The organism is Streptomyces sp. OR43, assembly GCF_008042275.1.
GTDB lineage: Bacteria > Actinomycetota > Actinomycetes > Streptomycetales > Streptomycetaceae > Streptomyces.
In genome coordinates this window covers 171,722-190,445 of the sequence record NZ_RDBK01000022.1, presented here as the reverse complement: position 1 = coordinate 190,445, position 18,724 = coordinate 171,722, and the positions used below count along the sequence as shown (strand labels likewise).

The following is an 18,724-nucleotide window of genomic DNA, read 5'->3' as shown; positions in this document are numbered from 1 at the left end:
CCGGACCGGCCTCGATGGCCGGTCCGGCGTCCGTGTGCGGTGCGGGCGTCCCTATGCGATGCGGGCGTCCAGGCGGTGCGCGCGTCCCAATGCGATGCGCGCGTCAGGAGTGGATGAGCACCTGCGAGAGGGCCACCCGGCCCGTGCCGGTGGTCACGATCTTCAGCGTGCGGGTACGGCTGTCCAGGTCGATCACGGTGGGGCGGAGCGCCTTGCCGCTGACGTGGACGGTTCCGTCGTCCGTCACGATGTCGAAGTCACCCGTGGCGGAGGCGGAGTTGTTCCAGACCTCCACCTGCCGGACGTGCCGTACGCCGCCGAGGTCCACCTGCCACCAGGCGCCCGCTTCGGAGAGCGTGCGGGTGTCCGTGTTGGTGTCGGCGTCCAGGGCCAGTTCCGCCGTGGCCGTCCCCTCGGTGGACGACTGGGTGGCCGTGCCGGTGCGCGCGAGGTCGGTGCGCAGTTGCTCGACCGGACCGCCGCGGGAACCCGCGCGCGCGGCGACGGCGAGCGCTTCGGCGGGCAGCCGGTCCAGTCCGGTGAGGTTGTCCGTCATGACGGAGCCGCGTCCGCCGAGCGCGGGTGCGGCGGTGTCGGTCCAGTTGTGGCGCGCGGTGTTCTCGATCCCGTAATCCGCCCAGTTGGAGACCCACTTGTAGCCGATGCGGGTGATGACGTTCTTCTCGACGGTGATGTGCGAGGACTGCTCGTCGAGGTAGATGCCGTTGCCGTCGCGCTCGGTGTTGCCGTATGCGGAGCGGTTGATGTAGTTGCCGCTCAGGACGGTGCCGGGCTGGGCGCCCTGGGTGTAGATGGCGCCGCCGTCGTGCTGCTGCTGCGCCACCTCCATGACGTCGGTGATGCGGTTGTTCGTCACCTTGTTGTCGCGCAGTACGGACGTCTGCGCCTCGGTCTGGTTCCAGCCCCAGCCGACGGAGATCCCGGAGTACGGGAGGTGGTCCAGGCTGTTGTGGTCGACGGTCAGCCCGGCCTCGTAACCCGCCCAGATGCCCACCGCGTCGGTGTACTCCACGCCGGTGCGGCTGATGGTGTTGTACGCGACGGTGTTGCGCTCCCCGGTGAGTTCGGCCCCCGGCAGCGGCTCGGTGTCGCCGACGTACACCGCGCCCGAGGACAGGTCGGTGAAGGAGGAGCGGGCCACGGAGCTGTCCTTCGTGCCGGCCTCCAGGATCGCTCCGGCGCCGCCGAGATGGGTGAACCGGCTGTTCTCGATGCTCACCCCCCGGCCGCCGCGGACGGTGACCGCGGCGGCCGGCTTGGTGTAGAAACGGCCCGCGTGGTCGACGGGGCCGGTGGCGCCGGTCAGGGTGAGACCGGCCTGCATGCCCGCATACCCCTCGTCGGTGCCGGGCTGTCGGTAGGCCGCATACGCGAAGCCGATCCCGTCGACGGTGACGTCGTGGGCGCCGTCGACGACGAGCAGCTGTTCCGTGTGCGGAGCAATGGCCCGCGCGTGGCGCATGTTCTCGCCCTTGCGCGGCAGGTAGGTGACCGTGCGGTCCGTCGAGTCCCAGACGAACTCCCCTGGCTGGTCCAGGAGTTCGGGGGCGTTCTCGAAGAAGGCGACGCCGCTGTAGCGGGTGGAGTCGACCGTGGTGGAGTCCCAGGCGGGTCCGGTGCGGTCCGTGCCGCTCGCCGAGTTGGTCCAGCAGGGCTGGGCGAACGTCATGGTGTCGCCGCTGACGGCCGCGATCCGGCAGTGGTAGTTGCGCCAGCGTACGCGGATGACGGCCTCGGCGTCGGTCGGCCGCTGCCACTGGTTGATTCCGGTGGCGGTAGCCCCCGTCATGCCCGTCTTGGTCGCGTCGCACGTGGTGGCGGCGCAGGCCTCGCCGCGGGCACGGGTCGCGCGTGTGCCGTCGACGAAGAGCTGCCGTGGGGTGACACCTTCGGGAACGCCGGCGCTCCAGGTGCCGTCGTCGTTCTGCCGCCAGCCGGTGATGTCCTGTCCGCCGGAGAGGACGGGGCGGGCGCCGGGGGCCGCGGTCCAGGTGACGCCGGAGTCGGCGGCGCCCAGCTTCAGGGGTGCGTCGAGCCGGTACGTACCGTCCTCAAGGAGTACGCGTACGTCGCGTCCGGTCACCGTGCGGGCCAGGTCGCGGGCCGCTTCCGGGGTGCAGGGACGGGCAACGGCGCAGGAGGTGCCGCGGCCGTCCGGGGCCGCGTACAGGGTGCGGGTGCCGGGTGCGGCCTGGGCGGCCGGGGCGGCGAGGAGCGCGGTCAGGACGGCGGCGGTGGCGGCAGCGGCGGTTCCTCGTACGACGTTCATGGGGCGGTTCACGCGGACGCCTTCCAGTCGGGGTGGCCGGGCATGGGCGGGTTGACGGCTCCGAAGAGCCAGTCGCGCAGGAACGGGTCGACGGTACGGTCCCGTGTCACGTCGACGGTGTGCCGGATGAAGATCTCGCTGGTGTAGGTGGAGTCCTTGAAGCGCTTCACCCACTCACGCATGACCTGGTCGAACGCCCGCCCGCCGATCCGCTGGTTCAGGGCGTACAGGACGAGCGCGCCGCCGTCGTAGATGTTCGTGCCGCCGAGCGCCCTGGGCAGTCCGGGCGGGCCGTCGGCGGCGCGGACCGCGTCGAGCTTCTCGTACGTCGACTTCATCTTGTCGGCGAGGACGGACCAGCCGCGCTCCTCGCCGTACAGGCCCGCGTAGTACACGGCAGGGCCCTCGTTGAGCCAGGCCTGCTGCCAGTCGTCGGGGGTGACGGAGTCGCCGAACCACTGGTGGACGAGCTCGTGGACCATGGTGGTCTCGTAGCCGGGCTGACCGTTGGCGTTGAGCTTGAACCAGTTGGTGGAGAAGAGGGAGAGGGTCTGGTTCTCCAGGGCGTCGGTGTAGCCGTCGTAGATGTGGAGCCCGTAGACGGAGAACGGGTAGCGGCCGAACTTCGCCTCCAGCCAGGAGAGATGGTCGGGGGTACGGGCCACGATCGGGGCGTATTTCTCCTCCTGGCCCCGCGGGACGATGTGCCGCAGGGGCAGGCCGCGGTGGCTGCTGCCGTACAGGTAGGTGCCCTTGACGACGGCGATCCCGATGAGTTCGGTCGCCATGCGCTCGCGGAGGGCGAAGTGCCAGACGGTGGAGCCGTCGGCGCGGGGGGTCTTGTGGGTCAGCTCGCCGTTGGCGGTGGCGACGAAGCCCTCGGGGGCGCTGATGTGGAAGGTCCACGTCGCCTTGTCGGACGGGGTGTCGTTGCACGGCAGGAAGGTATCGGCGCGCGAGGACTGGGCGGCCGAGGCGAAGCCGCCGTCGGTGCCGAACTTCCAGCCGGTGAGGCCGAGTCGGGGCGCCTTGCCGTTGCCCCGGTAGCGGATCTCGGTGGTGAACGCCTGTCCGTCGTGGAGCGGGCGGGCCGGGGTGACGGTGAGCTCCTGGCCGCTCTTGCCGGGTGCGAGCGACCAGGTGGCGGGGCGGCCGGCGACGGTGACGGAGTCGATGGTGTGGCCGTCGGTGTCCAGGTTGAAGGCGGAGAGGTCCTGGGTGGCCTTGACGCTGATCTTCACGGTGGCGGTGAAGTCGTACGTCACCGGGGTGAAGTCGAAGGTCAGGTCGTAGTGGAGAACCTGGTACCCGCCGTTGCCGAGCGTGGGGAAGAGCGGGTCGCCCACGCCGTCGGAGCCGGGCTCCGGGTCGAATCCGTGCGGCCGGGCGGAGGCGGAAGAGGCCAGGGCGGGGATGGCGACGGCCGCGGCGACCGCGGCTCCGCCCCGTGCGAGGACCGAGCGTCGTGTGGTCACTTCTTCCCCTTCTGGAAGGCTTCCTCGAACTCGCCGCGGGCCTGCTCGCCGCCCTTGGCCAGGTAGTCCTTGACGAGCTGGTCGTAGGCCGACACGGGCTTGCGCCCGGAGATGATGTCCTTGAGCGCGTCCGACTTGAACGTGTAGAGGCTGCCGGAGCCCTTGGAGTCCCAGGTGGGCGAGGAGTACCGGAGCGTCGGGTCCTGCTCCATCATCGGGATCATCTTGGTGAAGGCTTCGTGCACGTGCCGGACGCCTTGCTCCGAGTCGGCGCTGAAGATCGCGGGGACGGCGGATGCCATGAACTTCCAGGGCACGGTGACGTCCTGGGTGCCCTGCTTGGTCAGCGCCGGGTTGCCCTTGGCGTCGCGCGTGAAGTCCTTGCCCTCGACCCCGTAGTTGATGAGGGTGTACTCCTGGCTGCCGAACGGCGAGGCGGCGAAGTCGGCCAGCGCGAGGACCTGCTTCACGCGGTCTCCGGACGCCTTCTTGACGTGGGTGTTCTGGAGCTCGACGTTGTCCATCCAGGCGATGGCCTCGCTGCCGAACGGGACGAAGGGGCGGGGGTCGTACTTCTTGTCGATCGCGCTCATGGCCGCGACGTAGCCGACGCCGGGCGCCAGGTACGTGGGCATCCCGTCGTACACGTAGGCGCCCTTGCCGTTCTTGAACATGTCCGTGTACTGGGCCTTCTGCGCCCCGGACATCTGGAGGGTCCCCGGATAGAAGCAGCCCGCCTTGTACAGCAGCCGGGCGGTCTCCACGGCCTTGCGGAACTCCGGCGTCTCCAGGTCGCAGGTGAACTTGCCGGTCTGCTCGTCCAGCCGCCAGTAATAGGGCGCTCCGGCGGACATCGCGAGCATGGTGGTGGCGCCGGCGATGATGGCGTACTGGTCCTTCTTGGGCCGGGTCAGCTCCTTGCAGACCTCGACGAAGCGGTCGAGTCCGGTGATCTGGTCGAGGCTCGTGACACCGACCTCTTCGAAGAGGTCGTGGCGGTAGACGCCGGCGCCGCCGGTGCCGGTCCGGGCGATCGGGATGCCGTAGAGCTTCCCGCCGAAGATGGCGGCCTGCCAGGCGCCCTTCGGGATCGCCGCCAGGTTCGGGTAGTCCTTGACCTTGTCGCCGGCGAGGTACGGGGTCAGGTCGGCGCACGTGGCCCGGAGGAAGCCGGACTTGTTGTCGACGCCGCCGACCTCGGGGTACATGAAGAGGTCCGGGAGGCTGTCGCTGGCGACCATGGTGGAGAACTTGGTGCCGTAGTCGTCGGCGGGCACGGCGGTGATGTTCACCTCGCCGCCCAGCAGCTTCTCGATCTCCTGCCAGGCGGCGTTCCTGCCCCGGGAGGGCGGCGGCGGGGAGAAGGTCTCCATCGTGGCGCTGATCGGCTTCGCGCCCTTGAGGGGCGTGCCCTTCGTGGCCCTCAGCGGCTGGGCGGGGTAGCTGAAGAAGCCCTGCGGGACACCGGCGGCGGTACCGGCCAGGTCGGGCTTCAGGCCGATGTTGCGGACCGCGGTGTCCGGGAGCAGCGAGGCGCTCTTGGCCTCCGCCTTGGCCGTCGTGCCGCCGTCGCCGCAGGCGGCGAGCAGCGGGGCGGCGGCCAGTCCCAGACCGACGCCCGCACCCATGCGGAACAGTGCTCTGCGATTGATGGGGGTGGAGCTCGACACCTGAATCTCCTTGGAGGTGGGAAAGGGGAGGAAGGAGTGGGGGGCGGTGTGGCCGCGCTCAGCCCTTGACGGCGCCGGTGAGCACGCCCTTGGTGAAGTAGCGCTGGAGGAACGGGTAGACGCAGAGGATCGGGACGACGGCGATCACGAGGACCGCCATCTGGACGGCCTGCTGCGGGGCGAGCACCTCGCCGGCCGAAGCGGCGTTCAGGCTCTGGCCCTGGAGGACGTAGGTGCGCAGCACCATCGGCAGCGGCCATTTGTCGGTGTCGTTGAGGTACAGGAGCGAGTTGAAGAAGGCGTTCCAGTAGGTCACCGCGTAGAAGAGGCTGATCACGGCGAGGACGGCCTTGGACAGCGGCAGGACGATCCGTACCAGGATGCGGAAATCGCCGGCGCCGTCGACCTTCGCCGCGTCGTACAGCTCCTCCGGCAGGTTCATGAAGAAGGAGCGCAGGACGACCAGGTTGAAGGCGCTGACCAGGGTGGGCATGACGAGCGCCGCGTAGGTGTCGTACAGGCCGAGTCCCTTGACCAGCAGGAAGTTGGGGATGATGCCCGCGTTGAACAGCATGGTGAACAGGGCGGTCATCAGGATGAAGCGGGAGCCGGTGACTTCCCGGCGGGAGAGCCCGTACGCCATGCCGACGGTGACGAGCAGACTGGCGAGGGTGCCGAACACGGTGATGCCGATGGAGACGAGCAGCGCCCGGGTGACGACGCCGCCGGTGAAGATCGTGCGGTAGGCGTCCAGGGTGGGGTGGTCCGGCCACAGGACGAGGCCGGAGCTCTTGATGATGTCGGTCTGGGAGGCGAAGCTCGTGCCGATGACGCCGATCAGCGGGTAGGCGACGGCCAGGACGACCACCACGACAGCGACCGCCTTCGCGGTCGTGCCCATCCGGGTCGGGCGCTCCATCCACGGCGGCCGGCCGTCGGACTTGCGTACGGGGGCGGGGCGGGGCGCCGGTGCGGTGCTCCGGGTATGGGCGCGCGTCTTCTCAGCGGTCAGCACCGCGGTACACCCCTTCGTGGCCGAGCCGGTGGGCGAACTTGTTCGCGCCCAGTACGAGTGCGGTGCCGATGACCGCCTTGACGAGTCCGACGGCGGCGGCGACGCCCCAGTCGTTGTCCTTGATGCCGTGGTAGTAGACGTAGGTGTCGAGGACTTCACCGGCGTCCGGGCCGACCGCGTCGCGCTGGAGCAGGATCTGCTCGAAGCCGACGGAGAGGATCTGCCCCAGGTTGAGGATCAGCAGCAGGATGAGCACCGGGGCGATGCCGGGCAGGGTCACGTGCCACAGGCGGCGCCGGGGTCCGGCGCCGTCGATGGCGGCGGCCTCGTACTGCTGCCGGTCGATGTTGAGCAGCGCGGCGAGGATGATGATGGTGCCCCACCCGGCGTCCTTCCAGGCCACCTGGAGGGTCAGCAGCCAGGGGAAGGCGTCGGGGTCGCTCATCATGTCGTAGCGCGGCAGGCCCATGCTGCCGAGGACGTCGGGCAGCACTCCGGCGCCGCCCAGGATCTGCTGGAAGATCGAGACGATGATGACCCAGCCGATGAAGTGCGGGAGATAGACGACGCTCTGCACGAACCGCCTGATGCGGTCGCTGGCGATGCTGTTGAGGAGCAGGGCCAGCGCGACGGGCACAGGGAAGAAGAACACCAGCTGGACGAGGGCGATCTCCAGCGTGTTGAACGTCGCGCTCCAGAAGGCCGGTTCGGCGAACGCCGCGGAGAAGTTGGCGAAGCCCACCCAGACGCTGTGCATGTATCCGAGGTACGGCTGGTAGTCCTGGAACGCCACCACGTACCCGAGGAGCGGGACGTAGTGGAAGACGACGAAGTAGAGCAGGCCGGGCAGGGTGAGCAGCAGCATCACCCGGTCGCGCTTGATCCGCTGCCCGAGCGTGAGCCGGCGTGGGGCGACCGGGGCCCAGTCGGCCGGCGGGGCGGGTTCTTCGACCCGCTTCCGCCACTTTCGCCGCTTTTCCCGCGGCAGCGGGGGTGCTGTGTCAGCCATGGTGCGTCCTGTTCGGCTGGGTGGCGCATGGTGAGCCTTCTGCGGCCGCAAGTTAGTAAGCGGTTAACCCAAGCGTCAAGGGATCCGGGCGAACGTCTTTGTTTCACGATGCTCTCCACAAGGAAATCCGCCCCCCGAACGCCTGAATACCCACACATATAGGGCAGTTTGGTGGTGGCAGAGCTTGACGGTCACCCATCACGCTCCTTAGCGTGCCGGTCATTCCATAGAACGCGATTACTGTCCGGAGGCAGGGTGCGAACCACCGAAGAGGCGCCGGCTCGTTCCGGTACCGATGCTGCGGCCCCGCCCGAGAGGCGCCCGCGCACGGTCCTGGTCATGAGCCCCGGGCTGCTGGACGACGTCTTCCCACCCCCTGTCCGGGCCCGTCTGGAGGAGACAGCGGACCTCCTCGACCCGTCCCTGATCAGCGAGTTCGACTCACCCGACGCCGGACGGGCACTGGCCTCGGCCGAAGTGCTGCTCACCGGCTGGGGGTGCCCGCCGGTGGACGCCGGCCTGCTGGAGCGGACACCGCGGCTGCGGGCGGTGATCCATGCGGCGGGCACGGTGAAAACGTTTCTGTCACCGGCCGCCTTCGACCGCGGGATCACCGTCTCGTCGGCCGCGGCGGCCAACGCGGTCCCGGTGGCGGAGTACACCCTGGCGGCGATCATCATGGGCGCGAAGCGGGTGTTCCCGCTGGCCGGGCTCTACCGCGCCCGCCGCACCCACCGCACCGGCGCCGACCTGGACCGGCAGCACTGGCTCGGTACGCACGGACTGACTGTCGGGGTCGTGGGCGCGTCCCGGATCGGTCGCCGGGTGATCGAGCTGCTGCGGCTGGTCCTGGACGCGGAGGTGCTGCTGTACGACCCGTACGTGGACGCGGCCGAGGCCGAGCTCCTCGGCGTGACCCGCACGGACCTGGACACCCTGGTGGCCACCAGCGACGTGGTGAGCGTCCACGCCCCGGACACCCCCGAGACGCGGGGCCTCATCGGCGCGCGCCGGATCGGCCTGATGCGGCCCGGCACCCTGCTCGTCAACACCGCACGCGGCACCCTGGTGGACACCGAGGCGCTGACCGGCCATCTGGTCAGCGGGCGGCTCGACGCGGTCCTGGACGTCACGGCACCCGAGCCCCTGCCCCCCGGCCATCCGCTGTGGGACCTGCCCAACGTCTTCCTGACCCCGCATCTCGCGGGCGCCCAGGGCAACGAGGTGGGCCGGCTGGGAGCACTCGCCGTCGACGAGCTGGCCCGGTACGCGCGGGGCGAGCCCTTCGCCCATCCGGTGCGCCGGGCCGACCTGGGGAGGATCGCATGAACACCGTCCCCCGGCAGGCTCTAGGCTCGGCGTCACACAACAGCCACCAGGGGGTGAGCCGGATGCGCCGGCAGAGCACGGCCGCGGACGGACAGCGGCGGGCCACGGTCACCGACGTCGCACGGCGCGCAGGCGTCTCGACGGCCACCGTCTCCCGCGTCCTGAACCGCAACTACCCCGTCGCGGAGGCCACCCGGGAACGGGTCGAGTCGGCCATGCGCGAACTCGGCTACGTGGTCAACGCGCACGCCCGCGCCCTGGCCGGCGTCTCCAACCGCACGGTCGGCATCATCGTCAACGAGGTCATCGACCCCTTCTACGCCTACATCGCCCGCGGTGTGGAGCGCGAGGCGGCGCTCGGCGGGCGGCTCTGCCTGGTCTGCTGCACCCAGGGCGACCCCCAGCGCGAGCTGGCCTTCATCGACCTCATGCACGAGCGCAGGGCGGACGCGGTGGTGGTGGTCGGCGGGTCGATCGCCGACCGCGGCTACACCTCCGAACTGGCCCGCAGGGCCCGCGAGCTGGACGCGGGCGGCTCCAAGCTGGTGCTGTGCGGCCGGCCTCCTCTGGGCGAGAGCGCGCCCACGGCCGCGGTCGAGTACGACAACGAGGGCGGCGCCTTCGCCATCACCGACCATCTGCTGATGCAGGGCCACGAGCGGATCCTCTACCTCGGCGGCCCGCCCAAGCTCTCCACCACCCGAGACCGGCTGGCCGGCCACCGGCGCGCCCTGGAACTCCGCGGCATCGCCCCGGACCCCGAGCTGGTGCAGCCCGGCGCCTTCAGCCGCAACTTCGGCTATCGGCGGATGGCCGAACTGCTGCGGGACGGGCCGGACTTCACCGCGGTCTTCGCGGCCAACGACGTGGTCGCCGCAGGTGCCGCCCAGGCGCTGGAGGAGGCGGGCCTGCGGGTACCCAAGGACATCTCCCTGGTGGGGTACGACGACATCCCCGTCGCCCAGGAACTCCGCCCCCGGCTGACCACCGTCCACGTACCGCTGGAGGAGATGGGCCGCCAGGCCGTGCGGCTCGCCGTCTCGGGCGGGGACGAGGACGACTGGCGGGAGCCCACTACGGGCGCCCTGCGGCTCGGCACGCACATCGTGGTACGCGATTCCGTCGCGCCCCGGGCCGGCAGGTCCGGCCGTATGTGACCGGTTACCACCCGCCTGTCCGCAGTCGGCCATAGAAAATCACAGTAACTTCGCGACTCCCCTTGCGGCTCGACAGCAACCGCTTACATGCTGACGGAACGCCCCACACCTGATCCGCACGCTTCCGCCCCTCATTCGTTTCTGCAGGGAGAGTTCCGCATGCGCAACTTCAGCTCCTCCAGCCCGGCTTCGCCCTCCGTCGGCCGCCGTGCCGTCCTCGCCGCGGGTGCGGGGGCGGTCGCCGCACTCGGCGCCGGTGCCGTCTCCGCTCAGGCCGCGCCCCTCCGTCCCGCCGTCCGCCCCGTCTCGCTGACGGTCACCGCCCGTCCGGCCGCCGAGGCCGAGCGGCTGCGCCTCGCACAGGCGCTGCGGGGATCCGAGTTCCAGGCCACCGGGCTGTACGCCCCCGCCGGGGCCCCGCTCTCGCTCACGGTCCAGCCGTACGACGAGCTGGTGCCCACGCTCTGGATCGGCGCCTGGGACTACTACGGCGACGTCACCGAGCCGCGCAGCTACCCGCTCACCCCGGGCGCCAACACCGTGACCGACCCGCACGGCGGACCGGTCTATCTGACGCTCACCGGGCAGGGCGAACGGGCGGGCGTGCTGTTCCGCTCCGGCGCCGTTCCCATGCCGGTCTTCACCCTGGGCAGCACCACGGAGGCCCAGTATCAGCACCAGCTCGACACCCTGACCGCCTCGCCCTGGGTGGAGCTCCACGGACCGAACACCATCATGACGCTGACCCGCGAGGGCGCGCTGCTGTACCGCGGCGAGGACCATGCCGCGCTGCTCCGGCTGGTCGAGACGATCATCGACTCGCACGCCCGGATCAGCGGGCTGGACGGCTCGAAGGCGGTGCACCGGCGCAAGGCGGGCCCGTACCACTTCACCGAGGTCAGCAAGGTGCCCACAGGCGTCGGGGCCTACGCCACGCACGGCTACAACGGATTCCCGAGGGCCTATCTCGACCGCGCCACCACGGTGGAGGGACTGCGCACGCGCGGCTGGGGGCTCTATCACGAACTCGGCCACCTGCACCAGCAGATGGCGTACAAACCGGGCGGGCTCACCGAGGTCACGGTGAACATCTACTCGCTGGCCGCCCAGCGCACCCTGGGCCGGCCGTCCAACCTCCTCACCGTCGACCCGGCGACCGGCCTCACCGCCTTCCAGACCTCCCGCGCGAAGTTCGGCACGGACGGGCTGACGTACGAGAAGTCCTTCGGCGCATACGAGAAGCTCGTGCCGCTCCGCCAGTTGGAGCTCGCGTTCGGCGACGACTTCTGGCCCCGCTTGCACAAGCTGGTGCGCGAGGAGAACCCGCAGTCGGACTACACGGAGAACGCCAAGCGCTACCGCGCGCTGGCCACCTACTCCAGCCGCGTCGCGGGATTCGACCTCACCGACTTCTTCGTGCACACCTGGGCGTTCCCGATCGATGCCGTCGGCAAGGCCGAACTGGCGGCCCTCGGCCTGCCGCAGCCGACCGTCGACCCGAGCACCCTCACCGACTGACCCGGCACGGCAAAGGAGTGACCATGCAGTGGAGCAGAAGGACCCTCCTGGCCGCGGGCGGCGCCACCGTGTCCGCAGTCCTGACCGCCGGCCCGGCACGGGCCGCGGAGCCGGGACGCGCGGCGCGGAGCGCCGGCGAGGGTGTCGACGGGCTGCTGGACCGCGCCGAGACCCTGCTGACCGGGGGCGGGTTCGATCCCTCGGATCCCGACTTCGCCGCCGGGGTCGCGGCCCTGGACAGGACGGCGAAAGAACTCTGGGACACCCTGGACCGCAGCGCGGCCCGCACGGCGCTGTGGAGCGATCTCGCACCCGTCACCGATCCGGGGAACTTCGGGCAGAGCTATACCCGGCTGCGCACGCTCGCGACCGCGTGGGCCACCCCCGGCACCTCGCTGACCGGCAGCGCGGAGACGGCGGACGCGCTGCTGTCCGCGCTGCGGTTCGCCTTCGACACCGCCTACCATCCGTCCGCCCGGGAGAGCGGGAACTGGTGGTTCTGGGAGATCGGGGCGCCGCGCGCGCTGATGGACACCTGCGTCCTGTTGCGCGGGCGGCTGCCAGACGCCGACCTCGCGGACTATCTGGCGGTCGTCGACCGCTTCTGCCCGGACGCCGACCGCCGCACCAACTCCCCCACCCTGTCCGAGACCGGCGCCAACCGCACCGACAAGGCCGTCATCGTCGCGCTGCGCGGGCTGCTCGGCAACGACGCCGGCAAGCTGGCATCCGCTCGCGACGCGCTCTCCGATGTACGCGACGCCGGACGCAACAGCCTTTTCCGCCACACGAGTTCGGGTGACGGGTTCTACGAGGACGGCTCGTTCGTCCAGCATGGGGTGGTCGCGTACACCGGCTCGTACGGCACCGTACTGCTCGGCGGCGCCGCCTACCTGCTGTCCCTTCTCGCCGGTTCGCCGTGGGCGGTCACCGACCCGAAGGTCTCCGTGATGTACGACGCGGTGGAGCGCAGCTTCGCACCGGTGATCTTCGACGGGCTGATGATGGACGCGGTGCGCGGACGCGCCGTTTCCCGGGAGCGCGCCGGCGACCACCGGGACGGTGCGACGGCCGTCGCGGCGATCCTGCTCCTGGCATCGGGTGCCCCGGCGGACCGCGCGGACCGGTGGCGGGCGCTGGCCAAGGGCTGGCTGACCCGCAACCGCACCACCCCCTTCGCCACCCTGGCCACGCTCCCCCAACTCGCCCTGGCCAAAGCCGTACTGGATGATCCGGCGATCCCGGAAGCGACCCGTACGACGGGCAGCTTCGTCTTCGCCGACATGGACCGGGTGGTGCACCGCCGCCCCGGCTGGGCGTTCGCCCTGTCGCTCTCCTCCCGGCGCATCTCGGCGTACGAGGCGGGCAACGGCGAGAACCTGCACGGCTGGTACACCGGCGACGGCATGACGTACCTGTACGACGGCGACGATCTCGGGCAGTTCAACGACGGCTTCTGGCCGACCGTCGATCCGTACCGTCTCCCGGGCACCACGGTCGACACGCGCGAGCGCGCCGATCTCGGCACGGGCGCCGGGACCTCCACCTACCGCCCGGCGAACGCCGTCGCGGGCGGCGCGGTGCTGGACGGCCGGCACACGGTCGCGGCGATGGAGGTGGTGGGCGCCGAGGGCAGCGCCCTGCGGGCCAGGAAGTCGTGGTTCCTCCTCGACAACGCGGTGGTCGCGCTCGGAGCCGGCATCACGGCGAGCGACGGCCGAACGGTCGAGACGGTCGTGGAGAACCGCAACCTCGGCGCGGGCGGCCGCGGCCGGCTGCTGGTGGACGGGGCGGAGCCGGGCGCGAGCACCGCTGTCCCCCGGGCGGGCTGGGCGCATCTCGACGGCACCGGCGGCTACGTCTTCCCCGGCTCGGCCACTCTGAAGGTCCTGCGCGAAGAGCGCACCGGCACCTGGCGGGCGATCAACACCGGTGCGGACACCGGGGGCAGCGCCGACCCCGTGACGCGCCGCTACGCCACGCTGTGGCTGGACCACGGGGTCTCCCCCACCGACGCGGACTACGCCTATGTGCTGCTGCCCGGCGCGTCGGCGGCGGCCACCGCGGTGTGGTCGCGCTCGCGGCCGGTGCGGATCGTGACGAACGACGCCATCGCGCAGGCCGTGGAGGACCGCAGGTCCGGGCTGACCGCGGCGCACTTCTGGGGCGCCGGTTCGGCGGCCGGGTTCACCGTGTCCGGTCCGCTGACGCTCCTCGTACGGCGACGGGGTGCACAGGTGTCCGTCGCGGTCGCCGACCCGGGCCGGACCGGGAGCGTGGTCACGGTCGAACTCCCCTTCCGTGTGCGGTCCGTGGCCTCGGCCGACGACACCGTGACCGTCACCCCGGGTGCCCGGGCGGTCCTCACCGTCGCCGTCGGCGGCTCCCGGGGCCACACCCACCGCGCCGAACTCGTCCGGTAACCACCTCCACCGATCCCTGGGAGCAGCACCACCATGTCCGTCGCCCCGCACCTTCATCTGCCGCCTGTCGACCGGGTCCTGTCGTCGCGTACCGGCTGGACCCGGGCCCACTGGGAGGCGACCGCCGACCGGATGCTGGACGCGCTGACGCCGTACGCGACCCCCGGCTTCGCCCAGTACCGGCTGCCGGGCCGCGGCAGCTGGTCCGGGGTCGTGTCCGACGGACTGGAAGGGTTCGCCCGGTCGTTCCTCCTCGCCGCGTTCCGGATCGCGGGCGCGGGCGGGGCGGTCGACCCCGCCCTGACCGCGCGGTACGCGGCCGGTCTCGGGGCGGGCACGGACGCCGCGAGCGGGGAGGCGTGGCCGCGGCTGACGGACTGTTCGCAGCAGATGGTGGAGGCGGCCTCGATCGCGGTCGCGCTGCACGAGACGCGGCCGTGGATCTGGGACCGGCTGGACGCGAGGGTTCAGGAACGGGTCGTCGACTGGTTCTCGGGGTTCGTAGGCGGCCGCACCTGGGACAACAACTGGCGGCTCTTCCAGGTGGTGTCCGAGCAGTTCCTCGCCTCGGTGGGAGCCCCGTACCGCGCCTCGGACATCGAGGAGGGGCTGGACAGGATCGAGGACTGGTACGCAGGTGACGGCTGGTACACCGACGGGGACGGCCGCAACTTCGACTACTACATCGGCTGGGCGATGCATCTGTACCCGATGCTGTGGGCCCGGATCGCCGGCCCGGGCGGCGACGGAGGCCGCAGCGCCGTCCACCGGCAGCGCCTGCACCGGTTCCTGGAGGACTACCCGCACTTCTTCGGGGCCGACGGCGCCCCGGTCCACCAGGGCCGCTCCCTCTCCTACCGGTTCGCCGCGCTCGCTCCCGTGTGGATGGGCGCGCTGGCCGACTGCACACCGCTCGCCCCCGGCCTGACCCGCCGCCTCGCCTCCGGCACCCTGCGGCATTTCGCCGAGCGCGGGGTGCCGGACGAACGGGGACTGCTGACGCTCGGCTGGTACGACACCTTCCTGCCGTCCACCCAGCCCTACTCCGGGCCCGCTTCCCCCTACTGGGCGAGCAAGGGCTTCCTGGGCCTGCTCCTTCCCCCCGACCACGAGGTGTGGACCGCACGCGAACTCCCGCTGCCGGTCGAGGAGTCCGACACGTACACCGCGCTGCCGGCCCCCGGCTGGCTGTTGCACGGCACCCGGCACGACGGCATCGTCCGCCTCGTCAACCACGGCAGCGACCACAACCCGCCCGCACCGGACTCCTCGGACATCGAAGCCGGCACGGACCCGGACCTGGGCGCGGGTGAGGACGATCCGCACTACGCGAAGTTCGCCTACTCGACGGCGACGGCCCCCGAGTCCGCTCCGCACGCCCTGGTCCGCGATGTCGACGGCCATATTGCGCTGCTCGCCCCGGACGGCACTCCGTCCCGGCGCCGCCGGATCCATCCGCTGCGCTGCGAGGACCGCGTCGCCTCCTCCTGGTCAGCCGCTCGGCTGCCCGGTGACGAGCGCGCGTACCGCGTCGAAACGACGAGTGTGCTGCACGGCCCGTGGGAGATCCGGGTGCACCGGGTGGAGGCGCCCGAGGGCGCGGTGGTCCGCGAGGGCGGCCACGCGGTCGCGCACGCGCAGAGTCCGTTCGCCTCGTCGGCGCCCGACTGGGCGCTCGCGCGCACGGCCGACGGGCTGAGCAGCGCGCTGGTCGCGCTGTACGGATGGGACGGGGGTGTGGACGGGGCCGCCGTGGCACGCGATGTCGAGTCCAATGCGTACGGCCCGCACTCGGCGGTGCCGTATCTGCGCAGCGCACCGCATGCGGGTGGTCGCAGCGTGCATGTCTCGCTCGTCGTGCTGTCCCGCGACAGCATCCACCCCGAGGCGTTGCGCACGGCCGTGCGGGTACGGGCGGACGGCGACGCGGTGGTGCTCACCTTCCTGGACGGCCGCACGGTGGAGGCCTGACGGCAGGGTCCGGTGCGGGGCTCAGATGCCGAGGATGTTCTCCTCCCGCTGGTGGATGTGCCCGACGAGCTCCTGCGCCAGTGACTTGATGGTGTCGAGCCCCGCCCGTCCCCACGGGCGGGGCACGATGTCGACCGCGCACACGGCCCCCAGGGCGACGCCGGTGCGGTCGATGAGCGGCGCCCCCAGGTAGGAGCGGATGCCTATGTCGTCGACGACCGGATTCCCGGCGAACCGCGGGTAGTCGCACACGTCCTCCAGGACGAGTGCCTTGCGCCGGACGACGACATGCGGGCAGAAGCCGTGATCGAGGGCCACATAGCGCCCCCGGCGACCGCTGCCCGCCGCCGCGGCCCCCAGGTCGGAACCCTTCCAGGTACCCGCCGGGGTGTGCAGCCCGGCGAAGAACTGGCGGTTGCCGTCGATGAAGTTGACCATCGAGTAGGGCACCTCGGTCACTTCGGCCACCCGGTCGGCGAAGGCGTCGAAGTTGTCGAACGAGGCATCGGGCCGCTCCCCCAGACCGAGGCTCCGCAGCCGCTGGGTCCGGACCTCGGTGTCGCTGTCGACGGGCGTCAGCAGCAGCCGTCCGAGGGCGTGCGGGGTCGTCACGGATGGACTCCGTAGCTTCCGTGGCCGGTCAGCGGGGCGGGTTCGGCGGTGGCGTTGATGAGGTGCTGGACCAGGGTGACCAGCGCACCGGTGCCCGAACTCGCGATGCGGGCGTCGCAGAGGACGACCGGGACGGCGGGCGCGAGGTCGAGGGCCGCCCGTACCTCCTCGGGGCCGTAACGGAACGCGCCGTCGAACTCGTTGACCGCGACGATGAAGCCGATTCCGCGCCGTTCGAAGAAGTCGACGGCGGCGAAGCACTCCTCCAGTCTGCGGGTGTCGGCGATCACAACCGCTCCGAGGGCGCCCTGGGAGAGCTCGTCCCACATGAACCAGAAGCGTTCCTGTCCCGGCGTGCCGAACAGATAGAGCACATGCTGCTCGTCCAGCGTGATGCGGCCGAAGTCCATCGCCACGGTGGTGGAGGTCTTGGACTCGATGCCTTCGAGGCTGTCCGTCGCCGCGCTGACCTGGGTCAGCAGCTCCTCCGTGCTCAGCGGCGCGATCTCGCTGACCGCGCCGACGAACGTCGTCTTGCCGACGCCGAATCCTCCGGCCACCAGCACCTTGAGCGCGACGGGGAAACTCTCGGGGCTGCCGGGGACCTCCTCGTAGCCGGACGTGCGGGTGCCGTCCTCGTACCCGGAGATGCCGGATCCGTTGTCGTACCCGGAGGTGCCGGATGCGTCCTCGTACCCGGAGGTGCCGGATCTGTTGTCGTACCCGGCGTGGCCCGGCGGGGCCGCGTAACCGCCGCCCGGGGCGTCCGCGTAGCCGACGTGTCCGGGGCTCGCGGTCCCCGCGTACGGGGCGGAACCGTCGAAACCGTCAGAGCTGTCGTCGTAAGCCATCGAGCACTGCCTCCAGCAGAGATCGGTCGGTGGGCATGTCATGGAAGGCGGGCGGGTGTGCGGTGACCGCGCCGCAGTCGACCAGGTCCGAGAGCAGGACCTTGGTGACGACGGCGGGCAGCCTGAGGTGCGCGGCGATCTCGGCCACCGAGGTGGGACCGCCGCACAGTCCGAGCGCCACGGAGTGCTCGGGACCCAGGTGTGTCTGCGGGACGGTCCCGGTGGCCATCACCAGGGAGAGCAGGTCGAGCACGGTCGTGGGACGGGTGCGGCCGTTGCTCACCGTGTAGGGGCGGATGAGGCGGCCTGCCGCATCGTCGAGCAACGGCCCGTCCTGCGTGGCCGGCATGGTCATAGTCCCGAGGCGCCCGGCACCCCGGCCGCTTGTCTCGTCGGCGTCATCAGATAGGGCCGGACGCTCTTGACCAGCATCGTCATCTCGTAACCGAGCACGGCGGCGTCGGCGTTCCGCCCGGCGAGCACGGCCAGACAGGTGCCGGAGCCGGCGGTGGCGACGAACAGGAGCGTCGAATCGAGCTCCACCACCACCTGGCGGACCTCTCCGTTGTCCCCGAACCGGGCCCCGGCACTGCGGCCGAGCGAGTACAGGCCGGCGGCCAGCGCGGCCATGTGGTCGGCGCTGTCGGCGTCCATGCCGTGGAGGGATTTCACCAGCCCGTCCGCGGACAGCAGGACCGCGCTGCGCGTGTACGGCACACGCTGTACCAGCCCGCTCAGCAGCCAGTCGAGGTCCGAGACCTGACCGGACGGCATATCGGTCGCCATGGTGCATCTACTCCTTGGTGGTGTTCACGTTCGCTTCGAGTGGGTCTTGATCGCTGTGGTACGAGCCCGCCCTGAGCAGTTCCACGGGGACGGCGCCACGGACCGGGAGCGGCTCCAGCGGCGCCCTGACCGGTGCCGCGGCTTCCCGGCCGGTCCTCGGCTCCCCGGGCCCGCCGCCATCCGCTCCGGGCCCGGCGTCCGGTGCGGGATCCGCCTCGGCCTCCTGCCGCGCCTCGGCGAGGTCGATCCCGCGCCGGAAGGCCGCCACCAGCCCCGGGTCGTGCAGGGTGGGCTCCTCCTCGGCACGCGGCGGCGCGGGGGCCTCCCTGAGCTGCGGGACCAGGTGTTCCTGGTTGGCCCGCCTGGGGAGCTGGGGCCGGCCCATCGTGCCGCGCACGACTCCGGTCTCCCGGGGCAGAGCGGGGACCGCGTCGTCGGTGGTCCCGATGCCGGGGTGCGCGTCGGCGGGCGCGGGCCGGTCGAGGCGCTCGGCCCGCAGCGGGAGCGGGGGACCCTCGCCCTGACGCGGCGCCTGCTGCGGTGCCTGATGCAGCCTCAGCTGCTGCTGCGGTACGTAGGGGCGTCGCTCCGGTTCGGGGGCGGCTGCCCGTTCGGGGG

The 18,724-nt window shown here is 71.3% G+C and carries 14 protein-coding genes and 1 pseudogene; 5 read left to right on the top strand and 10 right to left on the bottom strand.

Annotation, left to right across the window (positions count from 1 at the left end):
- Window positions 1-103: 103 nt before the first annotated feature.
- From EAO72_RS10655 to EAO72_RS10635, 5 genes are all read right to left on the bottom strand, one after another.
- The gene (locus tag EAO72_RS10655; RefSeq protein WP_148017010.1) at window positions 104-2,302 is read right to left on the bottom strand and encodes a right-handed parallel beta-helix repeat-containing protein; all 2,199 of its coding nucleotides are present in this window, start codon (window positions 2,300-2,302) and stop codon (window positions 104-106) included.
- On the bottom strand, window positions 2,299-3,765 hold the full coding sequence (locus EAO72_RS10650) for a M1 family metallopeptidase (RefSeq protein ID WP_148017009.1): 1,467 nt from the start codon (window positions 3,763-3,765) through the stop codon (window positions 2,299-2,301). Before EAO72_RS10650 ends, EAO72_RS10655 begins: the two co-directional genes overlap by 4 nt.
- Window positions 3,762-5,435 (bottom strand): extracellular solute-binding protein, encoded by a 1,674-nt coding sequence (locus EAO72_RS10645; protein ID WP_148017008.1) that lies wholly within the window; start codon window positions 5,433-5,435, stop codon window positions 3,762-3,764. The genes EAO72_RS10650 and EAO72_RS10645 overlap by 4 nt, the downstream gene beginning before the upstream one ends.
- Window positions 5,436-5,493: 58 nt before the next feature.
- The gene (locus tag EAO72_RS10640; protein WP_148017229.1) at window positions 5,494-6,354 is read right to left on the bottom strand and encodes a carbohydrate ABC transporter permease; all 861 of its coding nucleotides are present in this window, start codon (window positions 6,352-6,354) and stop codon (window positions 5,494-5,496) included.
- Between the two features lie 82 nt (window positions 6,355-6,436).
- Window positions 6,437-7,459: an ABC transporter permease gene (locus EAO72_RS10635; RefSeq protein WP_148017007.1), complete on the bottom strand. Its 1,023-nt coding sequence runs from the start codon at window positions 7,457-7,459 to the stop codon at window positions 6,437-6,439.
- A gap of 339 nt (window positions 7,460-7,798) precedes the next feature.
- Between EAO72_RS10635 and EAO72_RS10630 the strand changes: the two genes are divergently transcribed.
- The 5 genes from EAO72_RS10630 (at window position 7,799) to EAO72_RS10610 (ending at window position 15,857) form a co-directional block, all read left to right on the top strand.
- Entirely contained in the window at window positions 7,799-8,788 is a 990-nt protein-coding gene (locus EAO72_RS10630; RefSeq protein WP_148017006.1) for a hydroxyacid dehydrogenase, read from the top strand.
- A gap of 62 nt (window positions 8,789-8,850) precedes the next feature.
- Window positions 8,851-9,945, top strand: coding sequence for a LacI family DNA-binding transcriptional regulator (locus EAO72_RS10625; protein WP_148017228.1), 1,095 nt, complete (start codon window positions 8,851-8,853; stop codon window positions 9,943-9,945).
- 159 nt (window positions 9,946-10,104) lie between these two features.
- A complete protein-coding gene (locus tag EAO72_RS10620; protein ID WP_148017005.1) occupies window positions 10,105-11,463 on the top strand; it encodes a M60 family metallopeptidase in 1,359 nt (452 codons plus the stop codon).
- Between the two features lie 23 nt (window positions 11,464-11,486).
- The gene (locus EAO72_RS10615; RefSeq protein ID WP_148017004.1) at window positions 11,487-13,886 is read left to right on the top strand and encodes a polysaccharide lyase 8 family protein; all 2,400 of its coding nucleotides are present in this window, start codon (window positions 11,487-11,489) and stop codon (window positions 13,884-13,886) included.
- Between the two features lie 33 nt (window positions 13,887-13,919).
- The gene (locus EAO72_RS10610; protein WP_148017003.1) at window positions 13,920-15,857 is read left to right on the top strand and encodes a DUF2264 domain-containing protein; all 1,938 of its coding nucleotides are present in this window, start codon (window positions 13,920-13,922) and stop codon (window positions 15,855-15,857) included.
- 21 nt (window positions 15,858-15,878) lie between these two features.
- Here EAO72_RS10610 and EAO72_RS10605 read toward each other — a convergent pair whose 3' ends face one another.
- The 5 genes and pseudogenes from EAO72_RS10605 to EAO72_RS41905 form a co-directional block, all read right to left on the bottom strand.
- Window positions 15,879-16,469, bottom strand: a complete 591-nt coding sequence (locus tag EAO72_RS10605; protein WP_148017002.1) for a GAF domain-containing protein — start codon at window positions 16,467-16,469, stop codon at window positions 15,879-15,881.
- Window positions 16,466-17,119 carry a GTP-binding protein gene (locus EAO72_RS10600; protein ID WP_148017227.1) on the bottom strand — a complete coding sequence of 218 codons (654 nt, stop codon included), beginning with the start codon at window positions 17,117-17,119 and terminating at the stop codon, window positions 16,466-16,468. Before EAO72_RS10600 ends, EAO72_RS10605 begins: the two co-directional genes overlap by 4 nt.
- Before the next feature lie 178 nt (window positions 17,120-17,297).
- Complete coding sequence (locus tag EAO72_RS10595; RefSeq protein ID WP_148017001.1) at window positions 17,298-17,669, bottom strand: DUF742 domain-containing protein; 372 nt, start codon at window positions 17,667-17,669, stop codon at window positions 17,298-17,300.
- 2 nt (window positions 17,670-17,671) lie between these two features.
- Window positions 17,672-18,106, bottom strand: coding sequence for a roadblock/LC7 domain-containing protein (locus EAO72_RS10590; RefSeq protein WP_148017000.1), 435 nt, complete (start codon window positions 18,104-18,106; stop codon window positions 17,672-17,674).
- Window positions 18,107-18,113: 7 nt separating this feature from the next.
- Window positions 18,114-18,724, bottom strand: a pseudogene (locus EAO72_RS41905) (hypothetical protein); the annotation flags it as partial.

Bases quoted from the DNA above. Each gene is read 5' to 3' on its own strand.
- EAO72_RS10640 (WP_148017229.1), bottom strand. From the start codon at position 6,354: ATGGAGCGCCCGACCCGGATGGGCACGACCGCGAAGGCGGTCGCTGTC.
- EAO72_RS10635 (WP_148017007.1), bottom strand. From the start codon at position 7,459: ATGGCTGACACAGCACCCCCGCTGCCGCGGGAAAAGCGGCGAAAGTGG.
- EAO72_RS10630 (WP_148017006.1), top strand. From the start codon at position 7,799: ATGAGCCCCGGGCTGCTGGACGACGTCTTCCCACCCCCTGTCCGGGCC.
- EAO72_RS10625 (WP_148017228.1), top strand. From the start codon at position 8,851: ATGCGCCGGCAGAGCACGGCCGCGGACGGACAGCGGCGGGCCACGGTC.
- EAO72_RS10620 (WP_148017005.1), top strand. From the start codon at position 10,105: ATGCGCAACTTCAGCTCCTCCAGCCCGGCTTCGCCCTCCGTCGGCCGC.
- EAO72_RS10615 (WP_148017004.1), top strand. From the start codon at position 11,487: ATGCAGTGGAGCAGAAGGACCCTCCTGGCCGCGGGCGGCGCCACCGTG.
- EAO72_RS10610 (WP_148017003.1), top strand. From the start codon at position 13,920: ATGTCCGTCGCCCCGCACCTTCATCTGCCGCCTGTCGACCGGGTCCTG.
- EAO72_RS10595 (WP_148017001.1), bottom strand. From the start codon at position 17,669: ATGCCGGCCACGCAGGACGGGCCGTTGCTCGACGATGCGGCAGGCCGC.
- EAO72_RS10590 (WP_148017000.1), bottom strand. From the start codon at position 18,106: ATGGCGACCGATATGCCGTCCGGTCAGGTCTCGGACCTCGACTGGCTG.